The organism is Paracoccus seriniphilus, from assembly GCF_028553745.1.
GTDB classification, from domain to species: Bacteria; Pseudomonadota; Alphaproteobacteria; order Rhodobacterales; family Rhodobacteraceae; genus Paracoccus; species Paracoccus seriniphilus.
Genome location: NZ_CP067129.1, coordinates 1,974,183 through 1,986,778, shown reverse-complemented (window position 1 = coordinate 1,986,778; position 12,596 = coordinate 1,974,183). Strand labels below are relative to the sequence as shown.

The window sequence follows — 12,596 nt, the reverse complement described above, 5'->3', positions numbered from 1 at the left end:
ATCCTAATACGCTTTCCTGCTGCGGATTTGCAATCGTCCCGCACTGCTGCCTTTTGGCCATCGCGCTGCCTCCCGATCCCTTTACACGCCTCCACAGAAGTTCCCTTCATCAATTTGCATTCATCCTCGCAGGGCGAACCATCCGGGAGTCAATGAATGGGCATGACAGAGAAAACGCATTCGTTTTGGGATTTCGTGACCGATGAAGCAAAGAAATGGACAGCTCGCGTCGCCTTCGCGGGATGCGCGGCGCTGCTGGTTTTGCTGTTCACGCCCTGGCAAGAGCGGCTGCAGGCGATCTGGGACAGTCCCGATCGGTTGGCCAGCATCTCGGACAAGCTGGACTATCTGACGCAAGAGGTCATGCGCGCCACCGGCGAGGATCGCGTGATCCATGAGGCGCCGGGCCTGACCTATGTGACCGAGCCGGTCTACGTGGGCGACCGGATCACGCTGAACATCGTGGTGCGCCGCACCAGGACAGGTGCCGCCTGCACCTTGCTGACGCGCACGGCGCTGTTCACGGATGAGACCAATATCGCCACGCCCGGTCCCGGTGTCAGCCCTTCGCGGCAGGTGGGGGATTCTGACACGCCCATGCGCCTGCGTCTGGACGTGCCGCATCAGCTGAGACCGGGGCGTGTCACGGTGCATCTGTCGCTGGAATTCGATTGTGGGGGAAAGCGGGTTTTTGACCGAACCGCGCCGGTGGCATTCATGCTGCTGGAGCGAGATTGAATGAACAACCGGCGGCAAACCGCGCAACACAGAGTAACAAGCCACACACGCCGCACAGCTGGTGGCTAAACGATACCCTGATCAAACCTCAACGTCACGCTGACCTGAAGGATAGGTCCCACCTCCCGCCTCGCGCGGGTTTTTTCATGTGAGGATGCAATGAAACGGATCATCTGGCACTGGACCGCCGGATCGCATCGCGCCAGCGCGCTCGATCGCGACCATTATCACCTGCTGATCGAGGGCGACGGGACCGTGGTCTATGGCACCCGCCCGATCAGCGCCAATGCCGCCCCGCTGGCGGCCAATTATGCGCGCCACACGGCCAGCCTGAATACCGACAGCATCGGGATCGCCGTCTGCGCCATGCATGGGGCCGTGCAGTCGCCCTTTAGCGCCGGGCAGTATCCGATCACCGAAGAGCAGCTTCACCAACTGGTGCGCGAAACAGCGCGGCTGGCGAAAGGCTACGGGATCCCGGTCAGCCGCCAGACGATACTGTCCCATGCCGAGGTGCAGCTAACCCTTGGCGTGAAGCAGGCGGGCAAATGGGACATCGCGTGGCTGCCCGGCCGGACCAGCGCGACCGATCCGATCGGCTGCGGCGATCACCTGCGCTACCTGGTCGCCCAGGAACTGGCCGGCAAGAGCAGCCCGGCCGCTGTGGCCGATGACCCGGCGCCCGAGGCCGATCCCAAGAAATCAACGCCTGTCGCGCCCGCGCTGATCTTCGGCGGCGCGATCGGGGCATTCGCAATCCTGAAACTGATGGGAGTGATCTGATGCTGCGCATCATCCGTGAAATCAATGCGACCGTGAAGCTGGCGAATGAAATCGCCGCATCGGCGGGGCAGGGGCCACGCTGGACCCTGTTCGTCACCAACCGGTCCTTCATCGCCCAGGTGCTGGCCCTGGTCTTCGCGCTGGCCGGTCTGTTCGGGGTGCCGCTGCCCTTCGGGGCTGAGGATATCAGCGAGGTGATCTACCTGCTGGGATTCGCCGCGGCTGAAGGTTGGTCGATGGTCGAGCGTTTCACAGGCGACACCCGCGCTGTCTGGTCTCGTGAGCAAGCCGTGAAAGCCAAAGAGGAAGCCGACGCCCTGTCGGCCGCGTTGCGCCATGCGACATCGCAATGAAGGGGCGCAAGCTGCGCCCGAAGTGGTGGAAACTGTGGAGACGATGACGCCCGCCTCGATCAGCATCACCCGCGAGGGATTGTCTGTCTGGCAGGGCGGGCGTCGGATCCTGCTGGTCGATCATTGTGGCCTGCCGGGCATCGCGCAGCGGTGCCTGATCGCGTGGCATGAGGGGCAGTAAGGGGTGGCGCAAACTTTGTCTCATCGTTTGACAACCACCCCAAGAACACTGCCCGCGCCATGGACGGCGATTACAGCGTGATATCACCGTAGATCGGTTGCTTGTTGTGCAGGTGCCGCGCCACGAGTTTGCGCGCCTTCTTTGCGACGAATAGCGGTCGCGCGGGCTGAGCCAGGTTTTCAGGATCACACAGTTCGGGAAACAGGGCGCTGATTTCCTCGCGTGCCTCTGACGACAGTGATTTCAGCACTTCCGGTCCGGTGTACAGGGACTCCGTCTGGGCTCCCTCGGAGTAGACGATCTCGTGACGGTCGAACAGGATATGGAAATAGTCTACGCCCTGCTCGGGCGAATATTGCTCGATACCGGGCAGGTCCGTCAGCCGGATCGCGGGCACCAGCACTTCCGGAGTATCTGCCATCCGGTTGGCAATCTTTGAGCGCACCAGCACGCGGTGTTGTGGCGACACGATCAGGTCACGGGTCGGCAGTGATTCCCCGTCGGCAGATTGCCCCAGCGCACCGGCGCAAATCCGCACAGGGCAGAGTTTTGGCTGGTCGGCCAGGCGATGTGCATCAACATGGGTCATGCCCAGCCATTCAACGGGCTTCAACCCATTGTCGCGGGTCTTGACCAGATCACCCGGCTTCAGGCTCTCGACAGGGCGCGGCCCGTCCGCGGTTTCGATCAATGTGCCGCGCGCGAAGCAGAACAACGCATCCGACCCGATCATCAGCGCAGAGTTATAGTTGCTGTCGCCGAAATCGGCGATGACGATCTTCAGTTCATAGGTCTGACCTTCAACCACATTCAGCGTGGCCACGCCGGTCTTGATCGCGTTGAAGTCTGTCGAGTCATAGCTCAGCGTGTCATCAGTATCGCCATTGCTCAGATATGCGCCATTCTCGGTTGAATCGATGTTGAAATAACCACCGGTCTGATCGCTGATCGGAACCAGAACACCGTCAAGATAGACGGCGGCGGCGTCACTAAACCCGCTGTTGAAGTACTGGGGATATTCCTCGGTCATGAAAGTGAACGGAACAGTGAAAGACCCACTGGCATTGGCAGTGAAGTTGATCACCAGACCGGCCGCGTCCGCGCTGCCACCTGAGCCAACAGTGGTCTCCAACTGAGCATCGCCCGAGGAATCGAGGGAGTCACTCAGATGATCGTTGGTACTGTCGCCATCGTTGAAGTTGTAGGCGTTGCCCGTGGAGATGATCAGACCAGAGTTCTGCGGTGCAACGCCTTGGCTGACGGCATCTGCTGCATCGTCAAAAATCCTGATCTGCGCACCATTGCCAATCTGGGTGACCGAGTTGATCGTGGCCCCGGATCCAAGGATTTGCTGCGCGTATTCGGTGGCCGTTCCGGATGTAAAAGTTGCCATCAAGATGCCTGTAGGTGAAATGAGTGTGCAATTTCGGCAGGATTTACATGATTCAATTTTGAGTTGCAAACGGCAATCAAATCATGCCGCTACAGGCAAGAGGCTGTACGATGTCCCCAGTGAGGTGGTGCTATTGCTCCGTCCTTCACAGGGTGCCAAGCTACGCTGCAAGAGGTGTGCAGTGGCGCAATCTGTGTGCCGGAATCAGCACTTGCAAAGTGTGTAGCATCCGCCTGGATGCCGCCCTTCCTGCCAAAGTCTGTGACGCGCAGTAGGAAAATTGGAATTCCCCGTCTGCAAGTGCAGAATAATCGGCCCAGAACCGGGCTAGGCCACCACTTCAAAATGCTGCAATGCGGTCCGCCATTGCGGCCATTCGTGCTTCACGCAGCATCTCTGTCTCTCGAATAACAGCAGAGCCGGACGAAGCCGATTGTCGCGTCCTTATCGTCTGGCTGTTGTCTGAGATCATCATCGGCGCGACCGTTTAGCCGGGAAGCTCGTCGATCCTTGGGATGGAGCTCAGATCGTTGTCCCAGTCCGCGCGACTGGAACAGCAGATATGTGCGTTGGGTTGCATGTCGATCGGGCTGTCAAGCGACCCTGCCGGAACCACAAGCAAACCGACCTCCGGTTGGGAAACAGGCAGTGCGGATCCGCAGTCGGAGCAAAAGCTTTTCATGTGGCGTGAAGCGGGGAGACGGAAAGTCTTGATCTTTGCCTCGCCCGAAACCCAGATGAGCTTGGCCGTGGACGAAAACAGGTTTGCCGAATGGGCCGAACCGCTATCCTTGCGGCAGCGGGAGCAGTGGCACAGGAAAAAGCTCTCGAACTCTCCCAATATGCGGAATTTCACTGCGCCGCAGAGGCATTGTCCCGTAGTCGGATTGTTCTCCATTCACACTCCTCGCGACCGGCGCAGCCCTGCTGCCAGTCGAACGCATCTCTTTGTTCCCTTGTATCCGCGTGTTGGATCCCGGTCAAAAGCGGCTCAAAGAGAGACAGTCTCGGCGTCGCAGTACATCAGCGAATTGAAAACTATGTCTTCCGTCGTTCACGGCCGAGGCTGTGTGGAAACGTGCTGGCAAAACCTACCTGATGCTGGTTTCCCGCACTGCTCGTTTTTAGCGACCTCCGACCATTCCTTCGCGCGCATGGCGGCCTGATGAGCCCTTGCTGGGCAGAGCGTGACGACTGAGCCCGGGGCGGCTACCCGATCAGGCCGGAATGGCCTGCATCAGGCGCCGGAGGCCAATCAACGCGATCACTCGCTTGATATTATAGGCCAGAACATTGAGCGCCATTTCGGTGCTGACATTCTTCAGCCTCCGCGTCAGGAAATGGGTGTGCCCCATCCAAGCCTTGATCGTGCCGAACGGGTGTTCGACCGTGCAGCGGCGTAGGGTCATCGGGTCCGCGTCCCCGCTCAGCCTTTCGCGCATCGCATCGACCAGATGCTCATGGTCCCATCGCGTGATCCGGCGTTCTTTGCCACTGGTGCAGCGGTGCCGAACCGGACAATGCTGACAGGCATTGGTCCAGTAGCGACCGACCTGCAGCCCGTCTTCCTCGCGCGTGTAGCGGTAGGTCAACTCTTCACCCGCGGGGCAGGTATAGACATCGCGTGCCGGGTCATAGGCAAAATCGGCCTTCACATACATACCTTTGGCCCGGTTGCCCGAGGTTTCCGGGCGCGGCACGGTCGTGGTGATCCCCGCTTGATGGCAAGCCAGGATTTGAGACCCACTGAAATATCCCTTGTCGGCGACGGCGTGCAGGTCGTCGCGCTGCAGGGCTTCCTTGGCGGCGGTCGCCATTGGGCTGAGCTGGTCGCGATCGAAACCCTGATTGGTAACGTCGTGTGCCACGACCAGATGCGTCTCGGTATCGACCGCTGTCTGCACATTGTAGCCGACCATGCCGCTGTGCCGGGCGCTGGTCGACATGGCGCGGGCATCGGGATCGGTCAGGGATATCTGCCCGTCGGGCGCATCGGCCAAAGCCTTCTCCATTGACTTCAGCCGCGCGATCTCCTGCCGGATGCGGCCATAGCGACGGGCGAGATGGGCAACCTTTTCGGCCCGGGCCTTACCCTCCTCTTGACGGTCTATGCGCACCATCTCATCGATGTAGCGCTCAACATCGCTCTCGAGATGTGCCAGACGGCTGGCGATCTTGTTCTTCGTGAAGTTGTGGTCGCGGTTATTCACTGCCTTGAACTTACTGCCGTCGATGGCAACGCAATCCCCCTTCAGCACGCCGATCCGGCGGCAAAGTTCCACAAACTGTGCGCAGGTCCTGCGGATGGCCGGGCCATTGTCCCGCCGGAAGTCAGAGATGGTTTTGTGGTCGGGCACCAGGCGACCGGTTAGCCACATCAGCTCGACATTGCGACCGGCTTCGCGTTCCAGGCGGCGGCTGGACGGGATCCGGTTCAGGTAGCCATAGATGAAGAGCTTCAGGAGGACGGATGGATGGTAGCCCGGGCGACCGGTTCGAGCAGGCACACAGCGTCCGAACCCGAGCGCGAGAAGATCGAGCTCATCGACGAAGAGGTCGACAACACGGACCAGATGATCCTCCCCAATCCAATCTTCGAGACGCTCGGGGAAAAGCGTGGCTTGCTCCCGGTCGATGCCATCAATGAAACCCGCCATCCATGCCTCCCGCTGCCTCGCGGAAGTATACCATGGACTTCAGTTTCCACACAGCCTCGGCCCAATGCTGCCGTTCATCGAGGATCTGGACTGCTGCGGTGCGGCCTGCCATTCTGGACTTTTGCCGCGCATGCAAAGTCTAGTGGCCAACAACTCACGATGCTCTAGCAGATCAGCATTGAGAAACATGCTTACCAGAACGCAGTTAGCTGGCGAGGTTGTCAAATAGAGACAATTGCCGCTTGGGTAGCCACTGAAATGCATTGTTTTGGTCCCACTCCAAAGCTCTGCCCCTCATGTCTGACAGCAACATTTCGGACAGCCTCTTGCGGGAGAAGCTATTTGCTTCGTAGGATAATATCTCCTCATTGGAGATGTCCTTAAGCCCAGCTATAACGAATGCAGAAAGCCTTGGCCCGGTCTGAATTTCATCAGACAAGCAAATTGTTCGGAGTGTGCGCACAAGTGCACCAACTGCGTTCGGGTTCTCCTCCAGTACGAGCTCCAAATACTTCTGAGAAAGATCAGAAAAATAATTTTGGCCGTGGTGAAGCGAACCAGAGCGCCAGTCATATAGAATTGCGTCCCAATTGAAGAAGGTGGTTTCAAGGAGGGACAAGGGACTGTGAGCTTCGACGACACCCTCTGCAAAAGCCCAAGTTCGCGAGACCTCCCAAACATCAAAGTTCCATCGTCCAAAACGAACACGATGTCCGCCAAACTTGTTCTGCACTGCGTCGTGCCGCCCCAAGATGTCCATGAAGGTTTCACTATCGTGCACCTGAACAACGGTATCTACATCGCTGGCGAAGCTCGGAGCACCAAGAAGGGAGATATCCCTGAGCGCTCCACCAAAGACAAAAATATCTGCACAAACAGACACCTCATTAATGAAGCGCCCAACAGCACTACGTTCAGCCATCGGCTCATCAAAGAAGCGGTGTATACGCTTCTTGGCGGCTTTCCGGTCAAGTGCTGGTTTCATTTCTCTCCTCAACAGCGAAGCTCTCTAAGTTCCCGCTCGAAGCTTAGTGCGAAGCCATCTGTCATACCAGAGATCATATCTGCAAGCAATTGACAGCGGCGGTAACCTAGGGGCAGGGCCTCGTTCGGGCTTTCGAAAACTCGCCGATAATTCTCCGAGATACGTCCATAGGCGTATTTCTCAAAAGGAGTTCCAGGATGCCCTTTGGTCGCCTCCTGGGGGTCACCACGGCTAACGATGGCAGGCCAAAGCATATCCATAATTGAATGGATAACTTTGTGCCCTTCCAGTTCTAGCTCAAGAACACTTCGGTGCTTATAGGCGTTCTCGAGTGCAAAAGTTTTCAGCTTTTCGCAAAGCAACGCTGCGCTTGATACTGAGATCAGATCATCTTTCAAAGCACCTGTCTCGATGTCGGATTGCCTCTCTAAGAAAGCTTCAATTACCGCAGAAACCATGCTTCCGATGGCAAATACTCTGAACATCTGGGTTGAAAGATCATTTACTTCATTCGGCGATAGCTTAGAGTCTTTGTGCTTTTTGTGCTGTTCGTCCGCTCGCGTGCAGACATCCTTGATCACCGTGTCGGTTTCAGGTTTTCCGTCCGCCCCAGCTTCGAGATAGCTGATCAAGTCTCGATAGGAAATCAGCCCTTTCTTGACCGCATCTTCCACATCCAATACCGAGTAAGCAATGTCATCGCTAGCCTCCATCAAAAAGGTCAACGGGTGCCGCAGCCCAGCTTTCAGCCCTGTCTCTTTCTGAATGTCCGCCAGCACATCAAGTTCGGAGTGAAAGCACCCGAATTTTTTTGTTGCTATGTTTGACCTGTCCTGTTGCTCCGAAGTCCCAGGGTACTTCATTAGAGCAGCCAGGGCACCGCACGTAAGATTGAGCCCAAAGTTATCGTTCATAATCTGGAGTTTGGTGAGCACGCGAAGCGCTTGAGCATTGCCTTCAAACTTTTCAAAGTCGAGACGCATACGCTTCTTCTCATCTGAGGAAAAATTCAAGTTCTCGCATTCAAGAAACTCGAATACTGTGCCCTGATTCTTTTTGAACCAATCTCCAATGGCATACTCACCTTGATGACCGAACGGCGGGTTGCCTATGTCATGTGCCAGCCCCACTGTCGCTAGAATTGATGGCAGATCACGCTGATACTCAGCGGAATTGAACTTGGTCCCTTCGCGATGAGCAAGTGCGACACCAATACTCCGTGCAATATTGGACACCTCATGGGAATGAGTAAGGCGCGTTCTAACGCTGTCGTTTTTCTCCAACGGGAATACTTGGGTTTTGTCGGCCAACCGCCGAACGGGGGTGCTAAAAAGAACTCGGTCGTAATCTCGTTCAAATTCCGTTCGATCCCCGCCTGCATTCAGCGACTGCCCTTTGTCGTCGTGCATGTCCTTACGCCGGGTTGCGGACATGAGTTTTTTCCAATCCATTACATTCTCCATAATGTTCGGCTGTTCTGCAACTCGGTTCAAAGGAAGTGAAAAGACCTTTGTGGTGCCAGTCGTATTGTGTCTGTCCGTTTTATCATCTGTGGCTTCCGCCGTCTCCCGCCCGTTGCGGTCAAAATCTCTACTTCCGGTGATTTAATTAGTGCACTGTTAAGATCGTCGGAATGGGCAGGTGTTTGATTGTATGTCTGATCGAAAAAGTCTGCGACTGATAGCGAAGCCTCGGGAGTGCAATCTTTGAGGAACTTAGGTATGTCAGCCAAAAGTTCTTCCCTTGCTCCGCACCGTGAGTTCGCATCGAACAGGTACAGCGACGCATCCTCGATAGAGTTATACCGCAACATCTGCAAACCGGACCGACCCACATGCGCTTGCGAGTTCTTTTTTCGGTGTAAAATATCGTTGTAAACCTGTCTGGCCCGGAAAGAGTTTGCAAAATGTACCAGCCAGTACTCCCACCCACTTTTATTGTTAATAGAGAACGGGCTGACGAAATTTGCCAAAGCCTGGAATTCCTCAAATACTACCCTTTCTACTGCCGCAAGCCACTCCTTCTTGGTCTTGTGTAGGGAGATATCTGCAATCCGTCCGTCAAATATTCTCGTGTCTTGTCTTCTCGCAGGGCTGATAAATGCCAAGAAAGACTTGATAGAAAATGTCAGGAACACTTCGGAGGATCGCGTCAGCGAGAGAGCTGTACGAAGATGATCTTCAGATACATCAGCGTGACCATATTGATCGAGATTAAAGATGGTATTTCGAACCCTAGAGGCCAATACCATTTGAGAGATACTTGGAAGGTTTCTACCGAAATCTCCTTCGAAGTACTTCACGCGGAACATTGCACCGCCGTTCTCGTCTTGGTGTTCCTGCAGGAATGCATCAACACTACCTCGTAGGGTTTGTATAGCAACGGGGGAAAGATCATTGAAATACATGTAGAATTCGAAGCGAATCGGTTTGAACCCGTCTACTCTCCTTTTGAGATTCACCTCGGCGCTCACTGATTTTAGCGTTTGCAGCACCATCAGGGGTGAACCGAGCGTACCACATTCGTATGCGCCAGCCCCGCAGAAACCATCCACAAAGGACAGCCGAAATCTCTCTTGCTGAGGCAAACTGCACCTTACGCGAACGTACTCGTGAATGTACTCTTTGATAATCTCAAGTTTGATCTTGGAGTGCGGCCCAATCTTAGCACCGTTTTTCCAGTCATACTGTCTCTTAACCATGCTGAAGGCGCTCCGGTAACCCTATGGAGACACCGAGAATGTAGGCATTTCTTCCCAAACCTTCCCTCGAAACAGCCGCCCGTTGGCTTTCTTAGAGCGTTTCTTGTTGTCTTTTCCCCACGTTCCCCACTGCTTAAAGAAAAACGCGGTTCCGTAACGCTTGCACAAAGAATGGATTTCATCAATCCACTCCTCTTTGATGGGCCGCGCTTGCGGTCCACTTTCGCCTCCAACGATGGCCCAATGTATATTGCTTAGATCGACCTCTCCAACCGGAGCGATTAACGGCTCAAAGGAAATAAACCGGATTATTGCAGGAGTGCCAGAAAGGGCGTCAATTCTTGCAACTGTTTCCGCGCTTTCAACACTAGTTCCCAGCCAAACATTTGGAAGCACCGCATCGAGATGATCTCTCGTGAACTCAAGCATACGCTCAGGCCTTTTAGTCAAGATCTGATACTGGTGGTGCGGCGTATTCTTCATTGTTTGCCAAACTCTTTCGACGAAATCGAATGGCACTCTCTCGTGAAAGAGATCGCTCATGGAGTTAACAAAAATTTTTCGGGGCTTCCGCCATTTCAGCGGTGCCTCCAAAGACTTTTCATCCAGATTGATGGCACCTGTCCAAACGGTTCTTTTGCCTGAGCGCCGCGCGAGCCTTTGATACTTCTCCATTCCCATTGCTTCCAACCGCAGAGCCATATGCATCGCATAACAGTTCGTGCATCCGCTCGACGCCGCTGTACACCCTGCAACTGGGTTCCAAGTCGTGTCAGTCCATTCGATCTCTGACAAAACAGCCTCCATGGGTCAAAAATCCATCGATTTCCGAGAGATAGCACGAGAGCGGTAATCCTGTATCCCTGACGAGAGGTGAATTCTGATCGCTGAAGCGTACTTCCCGGAGACGACGATGGTGCCATGTTCGCAAACGGCAACCTAGCCGCACAATCGCCGAATGCCGTCCAAGTTGCAAGTTTGTTCACAGGTCGTCGAGCAAGTGAAAGACCTACCCATCGTCGTCAAGACGGGTCGGTTTCGTGTCGTGAATTCAACGTTGGCGTCGCAGGATGGATCGGTCGTGTCCTATTACGGTCTGAGGGGCTCCTCTCAGACCGCTTTGAATGTCAGCTTCCGCCCAGAATTCTTCGATACCGCTTTTGCAGCGAACGGCTGCTCTCCGCCCAAGTTGACGTGATTCGGTGTGCCAAAAAGTCGACCCAACCGCTGCACAAAAAAGCGTTCATAGCGTGAACCTATGGCCTTTCGCGGCCCTCTGAAGGCAGAGGTTTCAGGGGCGGCTGCACCATAATATTTGGACGAAAACCGGTTTACAATTTCATAGCTAACCCATTGAAATTTATAGACGTGGGTTTGCACCGGTTTACAGAATACGGGATTGATTTCACACGGTTTGCGCACGCCCTCCGGGCCTACCAGTGGGAGTCAAAATCCCTTTGAAATCCATGAATTTTTATTGTCCTGCCGTGCTGGTGGCATGGGGATAGGTCTTGCCAATGCCCACGAACCAGCCTTACGGGGCCAAAACGCTCTTGCCATCCGTGGGAAGGGTCTCTGCAAGATGGCGCATCATGTTGCCGCCCATGATCTTGGCAATCTGCGCTTCGCTCATGCCTCTGTCCAGCAGGGCCTGGGTCAGCGCCGCGAGATGCGCGGCATCGAAAGGTGCATCGACCGAGCCATCGTAATCCGAACCCAAGGCGACGTGGTTCTCGCCCAGCAGGGCGACGGCGGCCTCGATCGCGGCCGCAATATCCGCCGGGGTCGTGCCGCAGACCACATCGGACCAATAGCCGATGCCGACGATCCCGCCCCTTCGTGCGATTCGCAGCATCAAGGCGTCATCGAGATTGCGGGGCGTCCGGCAATGGGAATGTATGCCGGTATGGGACAGGATCGGTCGTGCGCCCTCGATCTCCAGAACATCCTCGACCATGCGTGGAGAGGCATGGGCCAGGTCGATGATCATCCCCTTTTCGATCATGCGCGTCACGACCTGTCGGCCAAAGGGGCTGAGGCCCGAACCTTCGCCGCCCTTTCCATGCAGGCTGCCACCCAGTTCATTGTCGAAGAAATGGGTCAATCCGATCAGCCGGAACCCTGCATCGAAGAAGACATCCAGATTGGCCAGATCACCCTCGAGCGGATGGCCACCTTCCGAGCCCAGCACTGCGCCCAGAATCCTCTGTCCGTTTTCGCGCGCGGTCAGAAGTTCTGCCAGATCCTCGCGGCTGCGGATCACGCGCAGTCGGTCGGGCGCGCGTTCGGCCATGTCGTTCAGGGCTGAGGCCTGAACCAGTGCTCGTTCGCGCAGCGAGAACCATGACCGCACCGGCCGCAGCTGCCCGATGAACAGCGGGGTGATATTGTCGGCGGCCCCGGCCTCGTTTTCCTCATAGTTCTGGCCGCGAGGGCTTTTCGTGACAGTGGTCAGCACCTGGACCGCCACATTTCCCTCCAGCAGGCGCGGGATATCGGTATGACCACGCGTGCTGCGCTTCAGCAGATCGCGATCCCACAGCAGCGGGTCGGCATGAAGATCCCCGATTACCAGCCGCTGATGCAACTGCTGCGCATTGTCGCTGACGGGCCAGCCGTCCTCGGGCATGCGCAGCGGGTTCAGCGCGTTCTCGACATAGCCAGGAGCCAGTGAAAAAAAGGCAATGGCTGCGGCGAAGATCAGCGCGCCAAAAAGGATCAGAATCCGTTTTGCCATTCCCCTCATGCCTTCTGCCTTATGCCTTATGCGTCTGTCTGAACGAAACCGGTCGCACCATCTGGCGC

General features: G+C 56.0%; 12 protein-coding genes. 4 read left to right on the top strand and 8 right to left on the bottom strand.

Annotated features, from left to right (window positions below; genetic code table 11):
• Positions 1-162: 162 nt before the first annotated feature.
• The 4 genes from JHW44_RS09670 (at position 163) to JHW44_RS09655 (ending at position 2,055) form a co-directional block, all read left to right on the top strand.
• Positions 163-738, top strand: coding sequence for a hypothetical protein (locus JHW44_RS09670; RefSeq protein WP_143811504.1), 576 nt, complete (start codon positions 163-165; stop codon positions 736-738).
• A gap of 159 nt (positions 739-897) precedes the next feature.
• Positions 898-1,521 (top strand): peptidoglycan recognition protein family protein, encoded by a 624-nt coding sequence (locus JHW44_RS09665; protein ID WP_089345993.1) that lies wholly within the window; start codon positions 898-900, stop codon positions 1,519-1,521.
• Positions 1,521-1,874 carry a hypothetical protein gene (locus JHW44_RS09660; protein WP_089345992.1) on the top strand — a complete coding sequence of 118 codons (354 nt, stop codon included), beginning with the start codon at positions 1,521-1,523 and terminating at the stop codon, positions 1,872-1,874. The genes JHW44_RS09665 and JHW44_RS09660 overlap by 1 nt, the downstream gene beginning before the upstream one ends.
• On the top strand, positions 1,858-2,055 hold the full coding sequence (locus tag JHW44_RS09655; protein ID WP_089345991.1) for a hypothetical protein: 198 nt from the start codon (positions 1,858-1,860) through the stop codon (positions 2,053-2,055). The genes JHW44_RS09660 and JHW44_RS09655 overlap by 17 nt, the downstream gene beginning before the upstream one ends.
• A 70-nt stretch (positions 2,056-2,125) precedes the next feature.
• Here the strand turns inward: JHW44_RS09655 and JHW44_RS09650 are convergent, their stop codons facing one another.
• From JHW44_RS09650 to JHW44_RS09615, 8 genes are all read right to left on the bottom strand, one after another.
• Positions 2,126-3,517, bottom strand: a complete 1,392-nt coding sequence (locus tag JHW44_RS09650; protein WP_179217804.1) for a Hint domain-containing protein — start codon at positions 3,515-3,517, stop codon at positions 2,126-2,128.
• Positions 3,518-3,935: 418 nt separating this feature from the next.
• Positions 3,936-4,346 carry a GFA family protein gene (locus JHW44_RS09645; protein WP_089345990.1) on the bottom strand — a complete coding sequence of 137 codons (411 nt, stop codon included), beginning with the start codon at positions 4,344-4,346 and terminating at the stop codon, positions 3,936-3,938.
• Between the two features lie 319 nt (positions 4,347-4,665).
• The gene (locus JHW44_RS09640; protein WP_076611129.1) at positions 4,666-6,105 is read right to left on the bottom strand and encodes an IS1182-like element ISPse1 family transposase; all 1,440 of its coding nucleotides are present in this window, start codon (positions 6,103-6,105) and stop codon (positions 4,666-4,668) included.
• 205 nt (positions 6,106-6,310) lie between these two features.
• A complete protein-coding gene (locus tag JHW44_RS09635; protein ID WP_089344611.1) occupies positions 6,311-7,090 on the bottom strand; it encodes a hypothetical protein in 780 nt (259 codons plus the stop codon).
• An 8-nt stretch (positions 7,091-7,098) separates the two neighbouring features.
• Positions 7,099-8,541: a dGTP triphosphohydrolase gene (dgt, locus tag JHW44_RS09630; protein ID WP_089344744.1), complete on the bottom strand. Its 1,443-nt coding sequence runs from the start codon at positions 8,539-8,541 to the stop codon at positions 7,099-7,101.
• 38 nt (positions 8,542-8,579) lie between these two features.
• Entirely contained in the window at positions 8,580-9,791 is a 1,212-nt protein-coding gene (locus tag JHW44_RS09625; protein ID WP_089344612.1) for a three-Cys-motif partner protein TcmP, read from the bottom strand.
• Between the two features lie 21 nt (positions 9,792-9,812).
• Positions 9,813-10,598 carry a phage Gp37/Gp68 family protein gene (locus JHW44_RS09620; protein WP_089344613.1) on the bottom strand — a complete coding sequence of 262 codons (786 nt, stop codon included), beginning with the start codon at positions 10,596-10,598 and terminating at the stop codon, positions 9,813-9,815.
• 727 nt (positions 10,599-11,325) lie between these two features.
• Positions 11,326-12,528, bottom strand: coding sequence for a dipeptidase (locus tag JHW44_RS09615; protein ID WP_419182498.1), 1,203 nt, complete (start codon positions 12,526-12,528; stop codon positions 11,326-11,328).
• Between the last annotated feature and the right edge of the window lie 68 nt (positions 12,529-12,596).

Excerpts from the sequence above, each read along its gene's own strand:
- JHW44_RS09620 (WP_089344613.1), bottom strand. The coding sequence starts at position 10,598 with ATGGAGGCTGTTTTGTCAGAGATCGAATGGACTGACACGACTTGGAAC.
- JHW44_RS09615 (WP_419182498.1), bottom strand. The coding sequence starts at position 12,528 with ATGGCAAAACGGATTCTGATCCTTTTTGGCGCGCTGATCTTCGCCGCA.
- JHW44_RS09665 (WP_089345993.1), top strand. The coding sequence starts at position 898 with ATGAAACGGATCATCTGGCACTGGACCGCCGGATCGCATCGCGCCAGC.
- JHW44_RS09640 (WP_076611129.1), bottom strand. The coding sequence starts at position 6,105 with ATGGCGGGTTTCATTGATGGCATCGACCGGGAGCAAGCCACGCTTTTC.
- JHW44_RS09660 (WP_089345992.1), top strand. The coding sequence starts at position 1,521 with ATGCTGCGCATCATCCGTGAAATCAATGCGACCGTGAAGCTGGCGAAT.
- dgt (WP_089344744.1), bottom strand. The coding sequence starts at position 8,541 with ATGGATTGGAAAAAACTCATGTCCGCAACCCGGCGTAAGGACATGCAC.
- JHW44_RS09655 (WP_089345991.1), top strand. The coding sequence starts at position 1,858 with ATGCGACATCGCAATGAAGGGGCGCAAGCTGCGCCCGAAGTGGTGGAA.
- JHW44_RS09635 (WP_089344611.1), bottom strand. The coding sequence starts at position 7,090 with ATGAAACCAGCACTTGACCGGAAAGCCGCCAAGAAGCGTATACACCGC.
- JHW44_RS09625 (WP_089344612.1), bottom strand. The coding sequence starts at position 9,791 with ATGGTTAAGAGACAGTATGACTGGAAAAACGGTGCTAAGATTGGGCCG.
- JHW44_RS09670 (WP_143811504.1), top strand. The coding sequence starts at position 163 with ATGACAGAGAAAACGCATTCGTTTTGGGATTTCGTGACCGATGAAGCA.
- JHW44_RS09645 (WP_089345990.1), bottom strand. The coding sequence starts at position 4,346 with ATGGAGAACAATCCGACTACGGGACAATGCCTCTGCGGCGCAGTGAAA.